Annotated in this window: 19 protein-coding genes; 9 read left to right on the plus strand and 10 right to left on the minus strand. The window is 73.4% G+C overall.

Annotation, left to right across the window (positions count from 1 at the left end; all coding sequences use genetic code 11):
- Positions 1-26: 26 nt before the first annotated feature.
- Entirely contained in the window at positions 27-830 is an 804-nt protein-coding gene (locus tag SL103_RS07610) for a maleylpyruvate isomerase family mycothiol-dependent enzyme (protein WP_069567978.1), read from the plus strand.
- 11 nt (positions 831-841) lie between these two features.
- On the opposite strand, the gene SL103_RS07615 is transcribed toward SL103_RS07610, so the two are convergent.
- From SL103_RS07615 to SL103_RS07630, 4 genes are all read right to left on the minus strand, one after another.
- The gene (locus tag SL103_RS07615; protein WP_069567979.1) at positions 842-1852 is read right to left on the minus strand and encodes an LLM class F420-dependent oxidoreductase; all 1011 of its coding nucleotides are present in this window, start codon (positions 1850-1852) and stop codon (positions 842-844) included.
- 158 nt (positions 1853-2010) lie between these two features.
- Positions 2011-2862 carry a DUF5336 domain-containing protein gene (locus tag SL103_RS07620; RefSeq protein ID WP_069567980.1) on the minus strand — a complete coding sequence of 284 codons (852 nt, stop codon included), beginning with the start codon at positions 2860-2862 and terminating at the stop codon, positions 2011-2013.
- Positions 2863-3083: 221 nt separating this feature from the next.
- Entirely contained in the window at positions 3084-3989 is a 906-nt protein-coding gene (locus tag SL103_RS07625; protein WP_079145618.1) for an N-acetylmuramoyl-L-alanine amidase, read from the minus strand.
- A 19-nt stretch (positions 3990-4008) separates the two neighbouring features.
- Positions 4009-4674, minus strand: coding sequence for a class I SAM-dependent methyltransferase (locus tag SL103_RS07630; protein WP_069567981.1), 666 nt, complete (start codon positions 4672-4674; stop codon positions 4009-4011).
- A gap of 483 nt (positions 4675-5157) precedes the next feature.
- On the opposite strand from SL103_RS07630, the gene SL103_RS07635 reads away from it, so the two are divergent.
- Both SL103_RS07635 and SL103_RS07640 read left to right on the plus strand, forming a co-directional pair.
- Positions 5158-7368 carry an acyl-CoA dehydrogenase gene (locus tag SL103_RS07635; RefSeq protein ID WP_069567982.1) on the plus strand — a complete coding sequence of 737 codons (2211 nt, stop codon included), beginning with the start codon at positions 5158-5160 and terminating at the stop codon, positions 7366-7368.
- 79 nt (positions 7369-7447) lie between these two features.
- On the plus strand, positions 7448-8641 hold the full coding sequence (locus SL103_RS07640; RefSeq protein ID WP_069567983.1) for a thiolase C-terminal domain-containing protein: 1194 nt from the start codon (positions 7448-7450) through the stop codon (positions 8639-8641).
- Between the two features lie 22 nt (positions 8642-8663).
- Here the strand turns inward: SL103_RS07640 and SL103_RS07645 are convergent, their stop codons facing one another.
- Both SL103_RS07645 and SL103_RS07650 read right to left on the minus strand, forming a co-directional pair.
- The gene (locus SL103_RS07645; RefSeq protein ID WP_069567984.1) at positions 8664-8951 is read right to left on the minus strand and encodes a hypothetical protein; all 288 of its coding nucleotides are present in this window, start codon (positions 8949-8951) and stop codon (positions 8664-8666) included.
- Between the two features lie 141 nt (positions 8952-9092).
- On the minus strand, positions 9093-9539 hold the full coding sequence (locus SL103_RS07650; protein WP_069567985.1) for a DUF1772 domain-containing protein: 447 nt from the start codon (positions 9537-9539) through the stop codon (positions 9093-9095).
- Positions 9540-9634: 95 nt separating this feature from the next.
- On the opposite strand from SL103_RS07650, the gene SL103_RS07655 reads away from it, so the two are divergent.
- The 3 genes from SL103_RS07655 (at position 9635) to SL103_RS07665 (ending at position 12791) form a co-directional block, all read left to right on the plus strand.
- On the plus strand, positions 9635-10210 hold the full coding sequence (locus SL103_RS07655) for a TetR/AcrR family transcriptional regulator (RefSeq protein WP_069567986.1): 576 nt from the start codon (positions 9635-9637) through the stop codon (positions 10208-10210).
- A 155-nt stretch (positions 10211-10365) separates the two neighbouring features.
- Positions 10366-11259 (plus strand): IS982 family transposase, encoded by an 894-nt coding sequence (locus tag SL103_RS07660; RefSeq protein WP_069567987.1) that lies wholly within the window; start codon positions 10366-10368, stop codon positions 11257-11259.
- Positions 11260-11348: 89 nt separating this feature from the next.
- On the plus strand, positions 11349-12791 hold the full coding sequence (locus SL103_RS07665; RefSeq protein WP_069567988.1) for an MFS transporter: 1443 nt from the start codon (positions 11349-11351) through the stop codon (positions 12789-12791).
- A 106-nt stretch (positions 12792-12897) separates the two neighbouring features.
- Here the strand turns inward: SL103_RS07665 and SL103_RS07670 are convergent, their stop codons facing one another.
- The 4 genes from SL103_RS07670 to SL103_RS07685 are packed head-to-tail and all read right to left on the minus strand — an operon-like array spanning position 12898 to position 16656.
- Complete coding sequence (locus tag SL103_RS07670; protein ID WP_069567989.1) at positions 12898-13503, minus strand: response regulator transcription factor; 606 nt, start codon at positions 13501-13503, stop codon at positions 12898-12900.
- Entirely contained in the window at positions 13500-14915 is a 1416-nt protein-coding gene (locus SL103_RS07675; RefSeq protein WP_069567990.1) for a histidine kinase, read from the minus strand. Before SL103_RS07675 ends, SL103_RS07670 begins: the two co-directional genes overlap by 4 nt.
- Before the next feature lie 5 nt (positions 14916-14920).
- Positions 14921-15649: an ABC transporter permease gene (locus SL103_RS07680; protein ID WP_069567991.1), complete on the minus strand. Its 729-nt coding sequence runs from the start codon at positions 15647-15649 to the stop codon at positions 14921-14923.
- On the minus strand, positions 15649-16656 hold the full coding sequence (locus tag SL103_RS07685; RefSeq protein ID WP_069567992.1) for an ABC transporter ATP-binding protein: 1008 nt from the start codon (positions 16654-16656) through the stop codon (positions 15649-15651). Before SL103_RS07685 ends, SL103_RS07680 begins: the two co-directional genes overlap by 1 nt.
- Positions 16657-16991: 335 nt before the next feature.
- Between SL103_RS07685 and SL103_RS07690 the strand changes: the two genes are divergently transcribed.
- From SL103_RS07690 to SL103_RS07700, 3 genes are all read left to right on the plus strand, one after another.
- Complete coding sequence (locus SL103_RS07690) at positions 16992-17867, plus strand: MaoC/PaaZ C-terminal domain-containing protein (RefSeq protein ID WP_069567993.1); 876 nt, start codon at positions 16992-16994, stop codon at positions 17865-17867.
- A 109-nt stretch (positions 17868-17976) separates the two neighbouring features.
- Complete coding sequence (locus SL103_RS07695; RefSeq protein ID WP_069567994.1) at positions 17977-19053, plus strand: Zn-dependent alcohol dehydrogenase; 1077 nt, start codon at positions 17977-17979, stop codon at positions 19051-19053.
- Positions 19054-19118: 65 nt separating this feature from the next.
- On the plus strand, positions 19119-20060 hold the full coding sequence (locus SL103_RS07700; RefSeq protein ID WP_069567995.1) for a 3-oxoacyl-ACP reductase: 942 nt from the start codon (positions 19119-19121) through the stop codon (positions 20058-20060).
- Positions 20061-20081 lie beyond the last annotated feature (21 nt).

Genomic DNA, 20081 nt, shown 5'->3' on the forward strand with positions numbered 1-20081 from the left:
GGGAGCGGCGCGCTACTGTGCGCCGCATGACACTCCAAGGCTCCCTCACCCACGAGGAATACTGCGCTCAACTCCTCGCCGAGACCGACGCGTTCCGGGAGATCGTGCGCCACGCCGATCTCTCGGTGACCGTGCCGACCTGCCCCGACTGGACGCTGGCCGACCTCGCCCGGCACGTGGGGGGCGCGCACCGCTGGGCCGGCACCCTCGTCGCCGCCCGCGCGAAGGAGAACGTCGACGACGCGGACATCCCGGAGGGCGACGGCCCCGCGGGCCGGGACGCGGCGGCGCTGGACGCCTGGCTGGCGGAGGGCGCCGAGCGGACCGTGGCGGCGCTGCGGGAGGCCGGGCCGGACGCCGAGGTGTGGTCCTGGTCGCCGGTGCAGCGGGCCGGCTTCTGGGCCCGCCGGATGACACACGAGACGGTGATCCACCGGGCCGACGCCGCGCTCGCCGCGGGCGCCGGCTTCGACGTCCCGGCACCGGTCGCCGCGGACTGCCTGGAGGAGTGGCTGCAGATCTGCGAACTGCCGGTGTTCGCGCAGCGGTTCGCCGGAAGCGGCACGGAACTCTTCGGTCCGGGCCGTACGCTGCACGTCCACGCCACCGACGCGCCGCCCGAGTTGACCGCCGAGTGGCTCCTCGACCTCACCGGGGAGGCGCCCATCCACCGGCGCACCCACGAGAAGGCGACGGTCGCGCTGCGCGGCCCGCTCAGCGATGTGCTCCGCGTCGTCTACCGGCGGCTGCCCGCCGACAGCGACCGGGTCGAGGTGCTGGGCGAGCGGGCGCTGCTCGATGCGTGGCTGGCGTGGGCGTCGTTCGGGTGAGCCGGCCGCGGTCAGGAGTTCAGCTCGGCCAGCACCCGTAGCGTCTGCGGGTCCGGTGCGGTGACCAGCAGGTCGGTGACCGGGCCCGCGCGCCACAACGCCAGCCGCTCGGCGATCCGTTCGCGCGGCCCGACCAGGGATATCTCGTCGGCGAAGGCGTCCGGCACGGCGCGTACGGCCTCCTCCCTGCGGCCTTCGAGGAAGAGCCGCTGCACCCGCCGGGCCTCCTCCGCGAAGCCCATCCGCGCCATCAGGTCGGCGTGGAAGTTCTTGGCGGCGGCGCCCATCCCGCCGATGTAGAAGCCGAGCATCGCCTTCACCGGCAGCAGCCCCTCGGCGACGTCGTCGCAGACCACGGCGCGTGCCATGGGTGCGATCAGGAAGCCCGGCGGGGCGTCGGCCAGCGCGTCCCGGTAGACGCCGGTGCGCTGCGGAGACCAGTACAGCGGCAGCCAGCCGTCCGCGATCCGGGTCGTCTGGGCGATGTTCCTGGGGCCCTCGGCGCCCAGCAGGAGCGGGATCCCGGCCCGCAGCGGGTGGGTGATCGGCTTGAGCGCCTTGCCCAGACCGGTGCCGTCCGCGCCGCGGTAGGGCAGCGGATGGAACAGCCCGTCCACCTGCACCGGGCCGTCGCGGCGCAGCACCTGACGGATCGTGTCCACGTATTCGCGGGTGGCGGTCAGCGGGCTCTTGGGGAACGGCCGCCCGTACCACCCCTCGACGACCTGCGGCCCGGACAGCCCCAGGCCCAGCAGCAGCCGGCCACCGGAGAGATGGTCGAGGGTGAGGGCGTGCATCGCGGTGGCGGTGGGGGTGCGGGCGGCCATCTGCGCGATGCCGGTGCCGAGCCGGATGCGGGAGGTGTGGGCGGCGATCCAGGTCAGCGCGGTGAAGGCGTCCGACCCCCAGGCTTCCGCGGTCCACACCGAGTCGTAGCCCAGCCGCTCGGCCTCGCGGGCGAGATCGAGGTGCCGGGGGTCGGGGCCGCGGCCCCAGTAGCCCAGTGCCAGGCCGAGTCGCATGCCGATCGCCCCTCCCGGACGGTGCACGTGCTGACGGTGCGTCAGATGCCGTGTGTGCGGCGACTGTACGACCGGGCCGCGGACATGGCAACGGCCCCCCGCCCGTGGAGGGCGAGGGGCCGGAGAAGGACCGCCGGGCCGTTCGGCCCGCGTGCGGGTCAGCCGCGCTGGATGCCGGTGGTGTCCTGAAGGACTCCGCGCCGGCCGTCCTGGGTCTGCGCGATCAGGGCCTGACCGCGCTGCTCCACCGCGAGGTACCAGGTGCCGGGCGCCAGTTCGGCGATCGGCGACGGCGAACCGTCCTCGCCGTACAGCGGGCGCGCCACGGGCACCGCGAACCAGAACGGTGCGAACTCCGGCGCGCCGCCGGCCGCCGGGGCGGCACCCGCCGCGCCGCCGGCCGTCGCCTCGGCCGGGACCTGCTGACCGTGCGTCTGCCCGGCCTGCGGCTGCGGCTGCTGCTGCGCGCCCGGGTAGCCGTAACCGCCCGCCTGCTGCTGGGCGCCCGGGTAGCCGTAACCCGGGTTGGGGCCCGCGCCGTACGGGGCGGCCTGCGGCTTGGGGGCGCCGATCAGGGCCGGCTTCAGCGCCGGGACCAGCGGTCCGGCGACCGCGCCGCCGGCCAGCACCAGCGCCGCGATCAGGCCGATGATCAGGCCCGCGCCCGCGCTGTTGGCGTCGATGAGGGTCCAGAACGCCGTCCACGCCGCGAAGACGGTCAGGGCGACACCGAACTGGCCGAGGTCGAGACCGGCGACCTTGCGCGGCTGCGGCAGCGCACGGCTGAGGACGACGAGCGCCGCGCCGATCACTCCGGCCAGGTACACGCTCATGAGCGTGGACAGCGCGTCCCAGGCGTTGATGCCGCTGTAGTCCTGGGCCTCGCAGTACTTGGCGTACGGGCCGGAGCAGTCCGGGGCGCCGGTGAGGGAGAGGAACGAGGCGATGAACAGCAACACCGCTGCTCCGATCACCACGCCGTCGCCTCGAGTGAGGGAGCGGATGTTCACGTAAGGGTCCTTTGTCTCTTTCGCGGGTCTGGTCGTCGCTGTCGCGGTGCGCGCGGTGCGAGGCACGGCGGTGGGCACCCATCGTAAAGGGGAACCCGCCGCCGAATCCGGCGGGCCGTCGGGTTCGTTTCGGCGTGCTGTCGGACGCCGCGGGAGAACCGGTCCCGGAACCGTCGGGGAGGTGGAACCGCGGGTGTATCGGATCCGGTGCGGGGGTGCGGTCAGCGCGTCAAGAAGTCCGTAATGCCCGCGGTGATCCCCCGGGCCGCCTTTTCCCGCCACCCGGCGTCGGTCAATTGCGCGGCGTCCTTCGGATCGCGCATATTGCCGCACTCGATGAACACCTTCGGTACGTGCGAGAGGTTGAGGCCGCCGAGATCGGAGCGGGTGTCGAGTCCGGTGCCGCCGCCGATGTAATTGGACCGGGCGCTTCCGGTTGCCGTGGCGAACCGGCCGGCCAGTCGCTCGCCCAGCTTCCGCGCGGGGCCGACGATCGCGGAGGTGTCGGCCGGGCCGGCGGAGACGCGTGCGGGCAGGATCACGTGGAAGCCGCGGTTGCCGGCCGCCGAGCCGTCGGCGTGGATCGAGACCGCGGCATCGGCGTGCGCCTTGTTCCCGGCGGCCGCCCGCTCGTCCACGCACGGCCCGTAGGGGCGGTCGCCGTCCTGGGTGAAGATCACCTTGGCGCCCTCGTGCTGCAGGAGGGTGCGGGCGCGGCGGGCGACGTCCAGGGTGAAGGACGCCTCGGCGTAGCCGTCGTCGGTGGCCGTGCCGGTGGTGTCGCACTCCTTGCGCCCGGTGCCGATGTCCACCTGCCGGCCGATCTCCCGGCCGTGATCGCGGTTGTGCGGGTTGTGCCCCGGGTCGAGCAGCACGGTCCTGCCCTTGAGGCGGTCGCCCGGAGCCGCCGTACCGTCGGAACCGGCGCCCTTCTTGCCGTCGGACCCGCCGGCGGCCGCGTCCGACGACCCGCCCGCCGCGGGCCGCCCGGCCCCCGGCGGACCACCGTCACCCCAGGCCCGCCACAGCAGCCAGCCCCCCAGGCTCACGACCACCACGGCCGCCAGGACGAGGAGCAGGGTGCCGCGCAGGCGGCGGTGCGGGGGGAAAGTACTGCCGTTCGACACGTTCGCGATCGTAGCCGCCTCAGGTATCGGGCCCGCTGCGCCGCAGGACGCGCAGCGACCGGTGCGCCGAGATCTCGGTGAAGGCGCCGGACTCCAGGGCCCTGCGGTAGATGCGGTACGGGGCCTGGCCCGTCCATTCGTCGACCGGGTCGGGGAACACGTCGTGGATCACCAGCAGGCCGCCGGGCGCGACATGCGGTGCCCAGCCCTCGTAGTCGGCGCTCGCGTGCTCGTCGGTGTGCCCGCCGTCGATGAAGACCAGCCCCACCGGCGTCTGCCACACCGCCGCGACCTGCGGCGAGCGGCCCACCACGGCGATCACCTGGTCCTCCAGGCCGGCGGCGTGCAGCGTGCGGCGGAAGGTGGGGAGGGTGTCCATCCGGCCGACCTCCGGGTCCACGACGTCCGGATCGTGGTAGTCCCAGCCGGGCTGCTGCTCCTCGCTGCCCCGGTGGTGGTCGACGGTGACGGCCATCACCCCGGCCTCCCGCGCGGCGTCCGCGAGCAGGATCGTGGACCGGCCGCAGTAGGTGCCGACCTCCACCAGCGGCAGCCCCAGCGCCGCGGCCTCGGCCGCCGCCGCGTACAGCGCGAGCCCCTCGTCCACGGGCATGAAGCCCTTCGCCGCCTCGAACGCGGCGAGTATCTCCGGCTTCGGAGCGGACGGAGCCGTGGGACCGGACATGGGCTTCCTCCTGGTGGTGCGGTCGGATGGCTCATCGTGCCGTATCGGGTGGGACGCGTGGTGCGTGGGTGGCGCGAGCGAATATGGATGCGGCGGTGGCTTGTGGTGTGCGGGCGACGGGCTTGCCGGACTTGTGGTGGGCAGGAGATGGCCGCCAGATGGGCGCGAGATGGGCTCATGATGCGAAGGGGACTATCGGGGCGGGAGTGAATTTTCCATCCCTCGCTTTCCTTCCTTCACTTCCTTCACTTCCGTCGTTTTCTTCGCCCCCTTCCACTTTCCGCCGCTTCCTTACGTGCGTTCCGCGCCTCCGCTTTTCACGGCGGCCGTTTCCGTGGATGCGGCGAAAGCGAGGAATGCGCGAGGGGGGGCGTCGAGTGGGGGAGTCGGGTGGAATTCACCGGACCGCCCGCATCCGCCCGGCCCACATCGCATGCGCAGCTGACCTTCCGTCAGATTGGAACGTGTTCTAGTCTGCCTCGCATGGGCATCGGAATCACGCAGGAGCAACGCGACCTGGCCGAAGCGGTGGCCGGATGGGCCGCCCGGACCGTGCCGCCCGAGGAGGTGCGCACACTCCTCGACGCCGCGCCCGGCCGGCACGGGCGCCCCGCCCACTGGAACGCCCTCGCCGCGCAGGGCCTGCTCGGCCTGCACCTCCCCGAGGCCGACGGCGGAGGCGGCGGCACCCTCCTCGACCTCGCCGTGGTGTTGGAGGAGCTGGGCCGCGCCGCGCTCCCCGGCCCCTGCCTGCCCACCACCCTCGCCGCCGCGCTGCTGCACCGCGCCGGCGCCCGGACTCTCGCACGAGCCCTCGCCACCGGCGAACTCGTCGGCGCCGTCGCACTCGGCCCGGGCACGCTCACCGCCGTCGAGGCCGCCGACGGCTACGTCCTGGAGGGCACCGCGCCGCCGGTCCTCGCCGGTGCCGACGCGGACCTGATCGTGCTGGCCGCCGAGGCACCCACCGAAACGGTGTGGCTCGCCGTCGACGCCGAGGCACTGGCGGTACGCGTCCAGGAGAGCGCCGACCCGACCCGGCCCACCGCCGAGGTCGTCGCACACGGCGTCCGGGTGCCCGGCGAACGGCTGCTGGACCTCGACGGCACCCTCGTCCAGGACCTGGCCGGTGTGCTGTTCGCCGCGGAGTCCTGCGGCACGGCCGCCTGGGCGCTCGCCACCGCCACCGAACACGCCACCGTACGCGAGCAGTTCGGCCGCCCCATCGGCCAGTTCCAGGCCGTCAAGCACCTCTGTGCCGACATGCTCGTACGCTGCGAGCAGGCCCGCGCCCTGGTCTGGGACGCGGCCCGCGCGGCGCACGAGCCGCCCGGCCCCCGCGGGCTGGCCGCCGCGCTCGCCACCGCCACCGCCCTGGACGCCGCCTTCAGCTGCGCCAAGGACTGCATCCAGATCCTCGGCGGCATCGGCTTCACCTGGGAGCACGACGCCCATCTGCACCTGCGCCGGGCACTGGTGGCCCGCCAGCTGCTCGGCGGCGGCGACGTCCACCGGCGGCGCGCCGCCCGCCTCGCCGCGGACGGCGTCCGGCGCGCGCTGCGCCTGGAACTGCCCGCCGAGGCCGACCGGTACCGCGCCGACGCCCGGGCCGTCATCGACCCGGTCCGCGGCCTGGACCCCGCCGCGGTACGCCGCCGGCTCGCCCCCACCGGCTACGCCGCCCCGCACCTCCCCAGGCCCTACGGGCTGGGCGCCGACCCCGTCCAGCAGCTGGCGATCCAGCAGGAGTTGGCGGCCGCCGGGGTGCGGATCAGCGAGCTGGGCATCGCCACCTGGGTGGTGCCCTCGCTGATCGCCCACGGCACCCCGGCCCAGCAGGAGCGCTTCCTGGAGCCGACGCTGCGCGGCGAACTGCGGTGGTGCCAGCTGTTCTCCGAGCCCGGGGCGGGCTCCGACCTGGCGTCGCTGCGGACCCGCGCCGAACGCGTCGGGGGCGGGGGCTGGCGGGTCAACGGCCAGAAGGTGTGGACCTCGGCCGCCCGGTGGGCCGGCCACGGCATCCTGCTGGCCCGTACCGACCCGGACGCGCCCAAGCACCAGGGGCTGACGTTCTTCGTCGTCGACATGGCGAGCCCCGGCATCGACGTCCGCCCGCTGAAGGAGATCACCGGGGAGGAGCTCTTCAACGAGGTCTACTTCGACGACGTGCTGCTGCCGGCCGACGCGGTGGTCGGTGCGGTGCACAACGGCTGGCAGGTGGCCCGCACCACGCTGGACAACGAACGCGTCCACATGGCCGACCAGTTGACCTTCGACACCGGCCTGGAGGCGATCGTCGAACGGGTCGCCGCGCCGGACGGGCCGGTGCGGGCGGGGTCCGACCCGGAGGGGCTGCTGACGAAGGTGGGCGGGCTGGCGGCCGAGGCGCACGCCCTGGGCTGCATCGGGCTGCGCACCACGCTCCGGCAGGTGTCGGGGCTGGAGCCGGGCGCCGGTGCGAGCATCCGCAAGCTGGTGCAGACCCCGCACCAGCAGAAGGTCGCCGAGCTGGCGCTGGAGCTGCTCGGCCCGGCCGGCGCGGTGCGCGAAGGGGCCGGTGAGCGGGCGCTGCACGGCTTCTTGATGTCGCGCTGTCTGACCATCGCCGGCGGCACCACCCAGGTGCAGCGCAACGTCGTGGCGGAGCGGCTGCTCGGCCTGCCCCGCGACCCGGAGCCCCGCCCCCTGATCTGACCCCGCCCCCACCCGGTGCCCCGCTCCCCGCTCCCCGTTTCCCGTTGTTCGTTCCGCGCTGACCGTTCTGGAGGACCGCATGGCCGGCAAGGCATACATCGTCGGTGTGGGCATGACCGCGTTCGAGAAGCCCGAGACCCGCGCCTGGCAGTACTGGGACATGGTGAAGGAAGCGGGCGGCGCGGCCCTCGCGGACGCCGGGACCGGTTACGAGGCCGTCGAGCAGGTGGTGGCCGGCTACTGCTTCCAGCCCTCGACGGCCGGTCAGCGCGCCGTCTACGAACTGGGCCTGACCGGCGTGCCCGTCTACAACGTCAACAACAACTGCGCGACCGGCTCGACCGCGCTGATGATGGCGCGGCAGTTCGTCGAGGCGGGCATCGACGACTGCGTGCTGGCGCTCGGTTTCGAGAAGATGCGGCGTGGCGCGCTGGGCGGCGGTGCGGACGGCGGGGACTTCGCGACCTCGCCGGTGGCCCGCCACTACGGGGTGATGGCGGCCGCCCACGGCTTCGAGCGGACCCCGCCCACCGCCCAGATCTTCGGCAACGCGGCCCGCGAGCACATGGAGCGCCACGGCACCACCGCCGAGCAGCTCGCCGCCGTCGGCGCCAAGAACCACCGGCATTCCGCGCACAACCCGTACGCGCAGTTCCGGGACGTCCACACGGTCGAGGAGGTGCTCGCCGCCCGGACCGTCCACCGGCCGCTGACCAAGCTGCAGTGCTCACCGACCTCCGACGGCGCGGCCGCGGCGGTCGTCGCCTCCGAGCGGTTCGTCCGCGAACACGGCCTGGCGGACCGGGCGGTGGAGATCGCCGGCCAGGCCATGACGACCGATACGGAGGACAGTTTCAGCGCCGGCTCCTGCATCGACGTCGTCGGCAAACCGATGTCGCGAGCCGCCGCCCTGCAGGCGTACGCGGCGAGCGGCCTCGGCATCGAGGACGTCGACGTCATCGAACTGCACGACTGCTTCTCCATCAACGAGCTGCTGACGTACGAGGCGCTGGGCCTGTGCCCGGACGGCGCGTCGGGAAAGCTGGTCGCCGACGGGGCCACCACCTACGGCGGCCGCTGGGTGGTCAATCCGTCCGGCGGCCTGATCTCGAAGGGGCACCCGCTGGGCGCGACGGGCCTGGCCCAGGCCGCCGAACTCGTTTGGCAGCTCCGCGGTACGGCCGGCGACCGCCAGGTCCCCGACGCCCGGGTCGGCCTCGCCCACAACATCGGACTGGGCGGGGCGGCGGTGGTGACCCTCCTCCGGAGGTGAGCCGTCCGCCCGACGGCGCGGCTCAGTCGCCCGAGAAGCCGAAAACCCCCAGGTGGGTGGGGGCATCGCCGGTGTACAGCGCGACGTACCTGCCGGTCCACCGCATACCGCACTCGTCAAAAAGCCGCTCCGCGCGGCCGGGTGGAAGTCCGACGGCCGCTCGGTCCCGGCCGAGTGCCTCCTCGAACTGGCCGGGCGTGGGGCGGTCGGTGCCGAAGTGGAGCGCGGGGCGCTGGGGTGCCAGCGGGCGCAGCGTCCCGTAGTCCTCGATGCTGAACGGTGTGACGTACTTCCAGCCACTGGCACCCATCGCCCGCTCCTCCCGCTCCTCCCGCTGACGTCCCTCAACAGCGCTGACACCTTAGGGAAAGCCACTGACACCGGAAGCCGGGCGGGTGGGGCAGGGGCGCGGCCTGGCCGGGGCCCGCACCCGCCCCGTCCCGTGCGCCCGCTAGACCAGGGCGACGACGAACAGGGTGAAGGCGAGCACGATGACGCCCACGCGGACGTAGTGGAAGCGGTCCCACCGCCTCATCTGCTGCTTCCAGTCCGCGGGGACGCCTTTGTGGGACCAGGTCGCGACGCGCGAGTTGATCGGCACGAGCAGCAGGACCGACATCACCACGCTCAGTACGAGCAGTGCGGTGCCCGCGATGACGAGTGGCGTGCCCGGGCCGCCGCGGCCCAGTACGGCCCACGCCGCGCCGAGGACGACCGAGCCGATGTACCAGAACGGCATGACCCGGCCGAGGATCCGTGCCCCGTCGCTGCGGGCGTCGAGACCGCCGTCGTTCGGGAGCCGGTCCAGGATCGGATTGACGAACACCGCCACCGCGAACTCCACACCCACCATGAGCCCCACCACGACGACCGTGACGACGGTCAGTACGTCCAGCATGTCCCCTCCCAGGGAGTCGATTCTAGCGGCGCTAGATTCAAGTTCGATGCTAGGCGTGTCATCGCTCTGTTGTCTAGCGGTGCTAGAATCAATCCATGTCGGTACGTGAACGCAAGGAACGCGAGCGGGCCCAGCGCCACAGGCTGATCGTCTCCACGGCCCGGGAGCTCGCCGAGGCACAGGGGTGGGACGCCGTCACCACCCGCCGGCTCGCCGCGCAGATCGAGTACAGCCAGCCCGTGCTCTACGGCCACTTCCGCGGCAAGAGGGAGATCGTGGGGGCGGTCGCGCTGGAGGGGTTCGCCGAGCTGACGACCGCACTGCGCAGCGCGGTGGCGGAGGGGCCCGCGGGACGGGAGGCGGTGGCCGCCCTGGCTCGTGCCTACACCGGCTTCGCCGCGGACAATCCCGCCCTCTACGACGCGATGTTCAGCCTCGACAACGGCCTCCCCTTCGCCGACGAGGCCACGCCCGCCCCGCTGCGGGAGGCGTTCGGCGCGCTGCTGGATCCGCTCGTCGGCCACGCGCACCCCGATGAGCCGGGGCTGTTCGTCGAGACGTTCTGGGCCGCGCTGCACGGGCTGGTCACCCTCACCCGCGCCGGCCGCCTGCCCGCCGACCGGGTCCCCGACCGCCTCGCGCTCCTGGTCGACCGGTTCGTACCCAAGTAGGGGCACTTACGCGGGCGCCGAGGTGTGAGCCGGACCGCCGGACCCGTCCGCCGCCAACTCCGCCCGTGCCCTCCGTCGTTGGTCCTAGGGCCCGCCCTAGACGAGTAAGTCCGAAGTCTTCGGGCGCATGAAGCGAGGGTCTCGTTGGTTCGTTTGTGACGACAAACCTGGAGACCCTCGCGACTGCACTGTACGTGAGGATCGATGACTCTCTGGCAGGAACGCGGCGGACAGGGCGTCCACCGAGGCTGACGGATGCCGAACTGTTGACGCTCGCGGTCATGCAGGCCGTACTCGGCTTCGTCTCCGAGGCCCGCTGGCTGCGGTTCGCCCGCACCCATCTGGCGGCCGAGTTCCCCTACCTGCCCGAACAGTCCGGCTACAACAAGCGCCTGCGGGCCGCGAACACCCTGCTCGGCCGCTTCATTCGCACCCTCGCCCGCGACACGGATCTGTGGCACGACGACGTATGGATCGTGGACTCCACACCCGTGGAATGCGCCCGCTCACGCCCCACCGTCAAACGCTCCGGCCTGGCCGGCTGGGCCGCTTACTCCTACTGTCCCTCGCACTCACGGTTCTTCTGGGGCCTGCGCCTGCACCTGATCTGCACACCTGGTGGACTACCGATCGCCTGGGCTCTGGCCAACCCCAAGACGGACGAACGCGAAGTCCTCGCAGGCATGCTCACCCAGGACGCCGACCTGCTGGCCACCCGCCCCGGGCAGACGGTTATCGGCGACAAGGGCTACGTCTCCAAGCACCTCGACGCCTTCATGGCCCAACACGGCCTGACCCTGCTGCGGCCCAGCTACCGCAACAAGAAGCCCCGGCCAGGAGAGCACCTCCTCAAACCGATCCGGCAGCTGATCGAGTCGGTCAACGACACCCTCAAAGGCCAGCTCGACCTCGAACGCCACGGAGCCAGAACCCCAGCCGGAGTCCTGGCCCGCGTCGGACAACGCATCCTCGCTCTCACCGCCGCGATCTGGCACAACCGGGCCACCGGAACACCGATCACACGATCACTGATCGCCTACGACCACTGACCAGGGCTTCGGACTTACTCGTCTAGGACCCCGGTCAGGTGCCGGATGCACCGATATCCCGATGCGGGACGGAAGCGGCCGGTGCGAGCATGGTCGGCATGCCCCCGATAGCCACGCCCGCCACCCTGTCCGGAACCCCGCGCCGAACGGCCGCGCCGGCCTGGCTGGTCATGCTGCTGGTCTGCGCCGGTCAGTTCCTGGTCATCCTGGACGTCTCCGTCGTGAACGTGGCGCTGCCGGCCGTACGCGCCGGGCTGGGCCTGAGCGAACTCGGCCTGCAGTGGATCGTCAACGCCTACGTCATCACCTTCGCGGGCTTCATGCTGCTCGGCGGCCGGGCCGCCGATCTCTTCGGCCGCAAGCGGATCTTCGTGCTGGGCCTGGCGCTCTTCACCGTCGCGAGCCTGGGCGGCGGACTGGCCCAGCAGCCCTGGCAGTTGATCGCGGCCCGCACCGTCCAGGGAGTCGGCGCCGCCGTGCTCTCCCCGGCCACCCTGACGATCCTCACCACGTCGTTCCCGGTCGGCCCGGCCCGTACCCGCGCCATCGCCACCTGGACGGCGGTCGGCGCCGGCGGTGGCGCGGTGGGCGGACTGGTCGGCGGGGTGCTCACCGAGTACCTGTCCTGGCGCTGGGTGCTGCTCATCAACGTGCCGGTCGGCGCGGTGGTGCTGCTCGGCGCGGTGCTGTGGCTCACCGAGAGCCGACAGGGCGCCGCGCGGCGGCTCGACGTCCCCGGCGCGCTGCTGGTGACCGGCGGCCTGGGGCTGGTGGCGTACGGGATCGTGCGGACCGAGACGGACGGCTGGGCCTCGTCCTCGGCGCTGCTGCCGCTGGCCGCCGGGCTGCTCGTGATCGCCGTCTTCCTCGCCGTCGAGGCGCGCTCCAAGGCGCCGTTGATGCCGCTGGCGCTCTTCCGGCTGCGGTCGGTGTCCTCCGCGAACGGGGCGATGGTGCTGGCCGGCGCGGCGATGTTCTCGATGTGGTACTTCCTGTCGCTGTACGTGCAGAACGTGCTGGGCTACCGGCCGTTGCAGGCGGGCCTCTCCTTCATCCCGCACTCGCTGTGCATCGTCCTCGGCTCCAAGATCGGGCCGCGGCTGATGAACCGGGTGGGCGCGAAGACCCTGGCCGTCTCCGGCGCGGTGATCTCCGCGGCCGGCATGGCCTGGCAGGGCACGATGGACGTGCACGGCACCTACCTCGGCACGATCCTCGGACCGGGCGTCCTGATGGCGCTGGGCGCCGGCCTGACGGCGACGCCGGTCGCCGCCATCGCCACCTCAGGGGCGGACCCGGCGGACCAGGGTCTGGTCTCCGGCCTGATCAACACCTCCCGCCAGATGGGCGGTGCGCTGGGCCTGTCGGTGCTGTCCACCGTCGCCGCCTCCCGCATCGCGGCCGGGCACGGCCCCGCGGCCCGGGCGGCCGGCTACGGCCTGGCGTTCCACGTCGGTTCGCTGGTGCTGCTGGCGGCCATCCTGCTGATGGTCGTCGCCCTGCCGAGGCGGCGGGTGGACACCGTGCACTAGCGGGTGCCGCGGGCGGGGCCCGCGGTGCGACGGCCGGCGCGGGAGGCGCCGGCCGCCGCGCGGTGGGCGGGCGCACCCGCTGCCGTGCGGCCCGCCGTCCGCGTCGTCACAGCCAGCCGTTCTGCCGGGCGGCCCGTACCGCCTCCATGCGGTTGCGGGTGCCGGTCTTGCCGATGGCCGACGAGAGGTAGTTGCGGACGGTGGCCTGCGAGAGGTGGAGCTTGCCGGCGATGTCGGCGACCGTGGCGCCGTCCACCGCCGCCGTGAGGACGTCGCGTTCGCGCTGGGTCAGCGGGTTGGGGCCGGCGCTCAGCGCCGCCGCGGCCAGTCCGGGGTCGATCACCCGCTCCCCGGCGAGCACCCGGCGGATCGCCGCCGCGAGATCCTCCACCGGGCCGTCCTTCACCAGGAAACCGGACGCGCCGGCCTCCATGGCGCGACGCAGATAGCCGGGCCGGCCGAACGTCGTCACGATCAGCACCTTGCACGACGGCAGCTGCGCGCGCAGATCGGCCGCGGCGTCCAGGCCGCTGCGGCCGGGGAGTTCGATGTCGAGGAGGGCGATGTCGGGACGGGCGTCCAGCGCGGCGGCGACGATCTGATCGCCCGCCCCGACCTGCGCCACGACCTGCATGTCCTCCTCCAGGTCGAGCAGCAGCGCCAGCGCGCCCCGCATCATCCCCTGGTCCTCCGCCAGCAGGACCTTGATCACCTGGTCAACTCCTCCGTGTCCGTCCTGTCGCCCGTGCCGACCGGAAGTTCGGCCGTGACGCGGAAGCCGCGCCGGCCGTCGGCCCCGGCGCGCAGTGTGCCGCCCGCCGCGGCCAGCCGTTCGGTCAGCCCCTTCAGGCCGGTGCCGCCGACCGGCCCCGCGCGGCCCGCGGCGGTGTCCGCGGTGCCGCCCGCGCCGTCCGCCGCCGGATCGGTGGGCCCGCCGTTGCCGCCGTCCGGTTCCTCGCGGTCGGCCGCCGCGCCGCCGCGTCCGGGGACGTGGTCGCGGAGCCAGGCCAGTCCGGAGCCGGCTGCCGGGTCAGCACCGGAGCTTACGGGACCGCGGCCGTCGTCCGTGATCGTCAGCCGTACCCGCTCGTCGTCGGCGTGCACGTCGATCTCGCAGCGGGTCGCGCCGCTGTGCCGCACGGTGTTGGTGACCCCTTCGCGGACCACCCAGCCGAGCAGCGCGCCGGCCTGCGGCGGCAGCGGCGGCCCGGCCTGGCGCACCACGGGCTCGATGCCGGCCGCCTCCAGCACCGAACGGGCCCGGTCCAGTTCGGTGGTCAGGCTGCCCTCGCGGTAGCCGGTGACCGCCTCGCGGATCTCGGTCAGCGCCTGCCGGCCGACCGCCTCGATGTCGGCGGCCTGGGCGAGCGCCGCGTCCAGATCGCGCGGCGCGAGCCGCCGGACCGCCTCGGCCTTGACGACCACGACGGACAGCGTGTGGCCCAGCAGGTCGTGCAGGTCGCGGGAGAACCGCAGCCGCTCCTTCTCCACGGCGCTGCGGGCGAGTTCCTGCCGGGTGGCGTCCAGCTCCTGGATGGTGTCGAAGAGGCTGAGGACGGTGGCCGTCACCATGCCGGACAGGAACGTGCCGTAGCCGATGCCGAACGACCCCCCGGGGTCGCCGTGCCGCCAGCCGTTCAGATAGCCGGCGGCACCGCTGAGCGCGATCAGCCAGAGGGCGAGCTTCTTGCCGCGCAGCGCCCGGACCGTGCCGGAGGCCAGCGAGAGCAGCGGGAAGAACAGGAACCAGCTGCCGCCGAAGCCGAGCGCGATGGCGAAGGTGACGGCGGTCAGCAGGCCCAGGGCGACCAGCGGCCGGCGGGAGTCGCGCAGCCGGGGGTTGAACGACGACCAGACGACGCTGATGTAGAGGGAGTTGAAGGCGAGCAGGCCCAGGCCGCCGAGCCAGGGGTGGTCCGTCTTGCCCTGGACGACGTTGGAGAGGGCACCCATGCCCATCAGCAGCCAGGGCAGGAAGGCGTACTTGCCCGGCCCCTTCCGGTCCCTGACCCGCCCCTTCGACGCGCACGGGTCGCCCTCGGCGCCGCTCGTGGTCCCCGGGCCCGGGCTTCCCGGCCCCTGCCGCTCTCTGTCCGTCACCGTTGCTTCCCAGGTCTGCGTCATCGTCGTCACGCCGTCCGTGCGGCCCGGCGGTACGCGTACACCGCGTAACCGCCGAAGAGTGCCATCCAGGCGGCCAGCACCGCCACCGCGCCGAGGCCCGGGGCGCCGCCCTGGGTGACGCTCTGCCCGAGCTCGGCGAAGCGGTTGCCGGGCGTCCAGGCGGACAGCGTGCGCAGCCAGCCGGGGAACAGTTCGGCGGGGAACCACAGCCCGCCGATGATCGAGAGCAGCAGCATGCAGCCGGTGTTGACCACGCCCGTCGACTGGGCGGACAGGCGGTAGCCGTTGCCGAGCCCGAGGAGGGTGAACGGCGCGGTGCCGATCCACAGCAGCGCGGCCAGCGCGGCCCACTGCCAGGCGGCCATCCGCACCCCGTTGACCAGCGCGCCCACCAGCAGGACGGCGGTGAGGGCCGGCAGCACCGTCACCGATCCGGTCAGCCCGCGGCCCACCACGACGCGCACCGGGCCCATCGGCGTGATCCGCAGCTGCCGCAGCCAGCCCAGCTGCTTGTCCTCCGCCACGCCGGTGCCGGTGCCGAGGGCCGCGCCCAGCGCCCCGTACGCGGCCATCCCGACCATCGACGCGGTTTTCCACTCCATGGCGGCGCCGCCGGGGCCGGTGCCGATGTTGGTCATCAGGAGGTACATCAGCACCGGCATCCCGATGCCGAAGATGACGAAGCCCCGGTCGCGCAGGGTGCGGCGGACCTCCAGGCGGACGTAGTCGAGCATCACACGGTCTCCTTCGCGGACGCGGTGGCGGCGGACTCGGCGGCGGCTCCGGCGGCGGGCTCCGCGGTGGCGGCGCCGGTCGTGCCGCCGGAGGTGAGGGCGAGGAAGGTGTCCTCCAGGCTGGCGGGGGTGACCTGCAGGCCGTGCACGAGGTCGAGCCCGGCCAGCGCGACGACGGTGGCGTCGGAGTCCGCCGTCCGCAGCAGGGCCCGGTCACCCCGTATCTCCACGGCGCGCACGCCGGGCAGCGCCGGCAGCGGGGCGCTCGGCGCGCCCCGGAGGTCGAAGGAGACCAGCGAGCCGCCGGTGCGCCGCTTCAGTGCCTCGCTGCTGCCGTCGGCGACCACCCGCCCGCCGTCGATCACCACGATCCGGTCCGCGTGGTCGTCCGCCTCCTCCAGATAGTGGGTGGAGAACACGAGGGTGTTGCCGCGGCGGGCGTAGCCCCGCATGGCGCGCCAGAACGTCCGGCGCGCGTCGACGTCCAGGGCCGCGGTCGGCTCGTCGAGCACCAGCAGTTCGGGGTTGCCGGCCAGCGCCACCGCGAAGCGGACCCGCTGGGCCTGCCCGCCGGACAGCCGGTCCACCCGCCGCCCCGCGAACTCGGCCAGGCCCGCCAGCTCCAGGGTCTCGGTGACGTCCATGGGCGCGGGGTAGGTGGCGGCGACGAAGGTGATCAGCTCGCGCACGGTGACCCGCGGGACGGCCTTGCCGTCCTGGAGCATCGCGCCCACCCGGCCCGCCCGTACGGCGGACTCCGGTGTGCCGCCGAACAGCCGCACCGTCCCCGTGCTCGGCGGCTGCAGCCCCAGCAGCATGTTCAGGGTGGTGGACTTGCCGGCGCCGTTGCGGCCGAGCAGGGCCACCGTCTCGCCGGCGGCGATGTCCAGGTCCAGCCCCTGGACGGCGCGCACCCCGCCGTAACTCCGCGTCACACCGCGGAAGGTGACGGCCGTCCCGCCGCCCGCCCCACCCACACCGTTCCTCCGTGTCGCTGCCGGTTCCATGTCCCGCCCCTCCGGTCGTTTCCTGTCCACGACGCTACGGAGCGTTGCCGGTGCGAGGTAGGTGCGAAAGTGGAGGATCCCCCCTGACAAATGTCATCGGCCCGCCGCCCGGACGCGTATCTGACAAAGCGTCAGGGGGTCTTCCGGGTGCCGGACGGATCGGCTATACATGACGCCATCGGCTAGAACGCGTTCTAGAAGTGTGCCGGGTGCCCGCCGCGGCACCCGCAGCGCTGCCGGAGCGCGGCCGCGCCGACCAGAAACGACCCCGGCACGGTCGACGGTGCGGACGGCCGGGCCGGGGTCTTCCGCCGTGGTGAAGGAGCGCCCGCTACATGCCCATCGACGCCGTCAAGGCCACTTCCGCCGAGCCGCGGACCACCGAACTCGCCTGGGACCACAAGGACGTCCAGCTCTACCACCTGGGCATCGGCGCCGGCGCGGCCACCCCGGAGAAGCCGCAGCCCGCCACCGACCCGGACGAACTGCGCTACACCCTGGAGAGCGGCCTGCACGTCCTGCCCAGCTTCGCGACCGTCGCGGGCGGGGGCATGGCGCTGGCCGGCGGGCTCTCCGCCCCGGGCATCGACGTCGACCTCGCGGCCGTCCTGCACGGCGGCCAGACCGTCACCGTGCACCGCGCCCTCCCCGTGCGCGGCCGCGCCACCCAGACCTCGACCGTCCCGGCCGTCTACGACAAGGGCAAGGCCGCGGTCATCGTGCTGCGCTCCGAAGTCGCCGACGCGGACGGCCCGTTGTGGACCTGCGACACCCAGATCTTCGTCCGCGGCGAGGGCGGCTTCGGGGGCGACCGCGGCCCCTCCGCCCGCCTCGAACTCCCCGACCGCGCCCCCGACCTGACCACCGAACGGCACATCCGCGCGGACCAGGCGCTGCTCTACCGCCTCTCCGGTGACTGGAACCCGCTGCACGCCGACCCGGAGTTCGCCCGGCTGGCGGGGTTCGACCGGCCGATCCTGCACGGGCTGTGCACGTACGGGGTGACGCTCAAGGCCGTGGTCGACACCGTGCTCGGCGGGGAGGTGGCCCGGGTGCGGTCGTACGCCACCCGGTTCGCGGGGGTGGTCTTCCCGGGCGAGACGCTCCGCCTCCGCCTGTGGCGCGAGCCCGGCCGGATCCAGGTGTCGGTCACCGCTCCCGGGCGCGACGACGCGCCGGTCCTGGCGGACACCGTCGTCGAGCACAGCTAGTCGTCGGGCACAGCTAGCCGTCGGGCACGGCTGGTCGCCGGACACGGCCGGCCGTCGTCGGGCACAACTGGTCATCGAGCACAGCTGGTCGTCGTGGGAGGAGCCGGGAATGCGCGCAGCCGTACAGCACGAGACGGGTCAGGACAAGCTGGAGGTGCTCGACGACGTCGAGGCGGTGGGGTTCGGACCCGGCAAGGTCAGGATCCGGATCCGGGCGACCGGACTGTGCCACTCCGACCTCTCGGCGATGAACGGGGTGCTGCCGCAGCCGGCGCCCTTCGTCCCCGGGCACGAGGGCGCCGGAGAGGTCCTCGATGTCGGCGACGGCGTCACCGGCCTCAGCGCCGGCGACCGCGTCCTGATGTGCTGGCTGCCCGCCTGCGGCGACTGTCCGGCCTGCAAACGCGGCCAGACGCATCTGTGCCTGGCCGGATTCCTGAACGCCGGCACGCCCAACTTCAAGCGGCCCGGTGGCGACGTCTTCGGCTTCGCCGGCACCGGCACGTTCGCCGAGGAGGTCGTGGTCGCGGCCAACTGCGCCGTGCCGATCCCGGACGACGTCCCCTACGAGATCGCCGCGCTGATCGGCTGCGGCGTCACCACCGGCCTCGGCGCGGCCCTCAACACCGCCCGGGTGGCGGCCGCTTCCTCGGTGGCGGTGATCGGGTGCGGCGGCGTCGGTATCTCCACCATCCAGGGCGCCAGGGCCTGCGGCGCCGCCCAGATCGTGGCCGTCGACCCGGTGCCCGCCCGGCGGGAGGCCGCGCTGCGCTTCGGCGCCACCGAGGCCGTCGCGCCCGAGGAACTCGCCGACGCCAAGGCCCGGATCACCGCGGGGGAGGGCTTCGACTACGTCTTCGAGGTGGTCGGCAAGTCCGCCACCGCCCGCACCGCCTACGAGACGACCCGGCGCGGCGGCACGCTGTGCGTGGTCGGCGCGGGCGCCATGGACGACACCTTCCAGGTGAACATGTTCGAGCTGTTCTTCGACGAGAAGCGGATCCTGCCGTCCCTGTACGGCGGCGGGGACGTCCTGCGCTCCTACGAGCGCGCCATCGCCCTGTGGCGGGCCGGCCGGATCGACCTCGAAGGGCTGATCACCCATCGCGTCCGGCTCGCCGAGATCAACGACGCGCTCGACCAGATGCGGTCCGGCACCGCGCTGCGCACCTGCATAGAGATCTGACCGGGGCGCGGCGGCCGGGCGGACCGGCCGGCCGGGCGCGCGGACACCGAGAGGACGGAACAGACATGGCACAGCCGCTGGAGGGCCTGACCGCGATCGTCACCGGCGCCGGACGGGGCCTGGGCCGCGCCGAGGCCCTGGAACTCGCCCGGCTCGGCGCCCGCGTGGTGGTCAACGACTACGGCCGGCCGGGCCGCGACGGCTCGGGGGACGCCTCGGCGGCACCCGCCGAGGGGGTCGCCGCCGAGATCCGCGCGGCCGGCGGCGAGGCCGTCGCCCACCTCGGTGACGTGGCCGACCACGAACAGGCGCGGGCGCTGGTCCAGCTGGCGCTCGACACGTACGGCCGGCTCGACGTCCTGGTCAACAACGCCGGCATCCTGCGGGACCGGATGGTGTTCTCGATGACCGAGGAGGAGTGGGACACGGTCATCCGCGTCCACCTCAAAGGCCACTTCAACACCACCCACTTCGCCGCAGCCCACTGGCGCGAGCGCGCCAAGGCGGCCGGCGGCCCGGTGCACGGCAGGATCATCAACACCTCCTCGGAGGCGTTCCTCGCGGGCTCCGCGGGCCAGCCCAACTACGCGGCGGCCAAGGGCGGCATCGTCGGCCTGACCACGTCCACGGCGCTGGCGCTGGCCAAGTACGGCGTGACCGCCAACGCGATCTGCCCGCGGGCCCGCACCCGGATGACCGAGGACGTCTTCGCCGGCTTCGCGGAACCGCAGGACGGCACGCTCGACCCGCTCGCGCCCGAGCATGTGGCGCCGCTCGTCGGCTACCTGGCCTCGCCGGCCGCGGCCGGCGTCAACGGCCAGCTGCTGGTCGTCCACGGCGGCATGGTGGCCGTCGCGGAACGCCCGCGGATCGCCGCGAAGTTCGACACCGCCAAGGACGTGTTCAGCTTCGAGGAGCTGGACGCCCTGCTGACCCCGTACTACGCGCAGCGCCCGCCGAACGAGACCTTCGCGGCGGCCGAGGTGCTCGGCCTCAAGCACGACTGAGCCGCGCGACCCGTCCCGCGA

This window comes from Streptomyces lydicus, from assembly GCF_001729485.1.
GTDB lineage: Bacteria > Actinomycetota > Actinomycetes > Streptomycetales > Streptomycetaceae > Streptomyces > Streptomyces lydicus_D.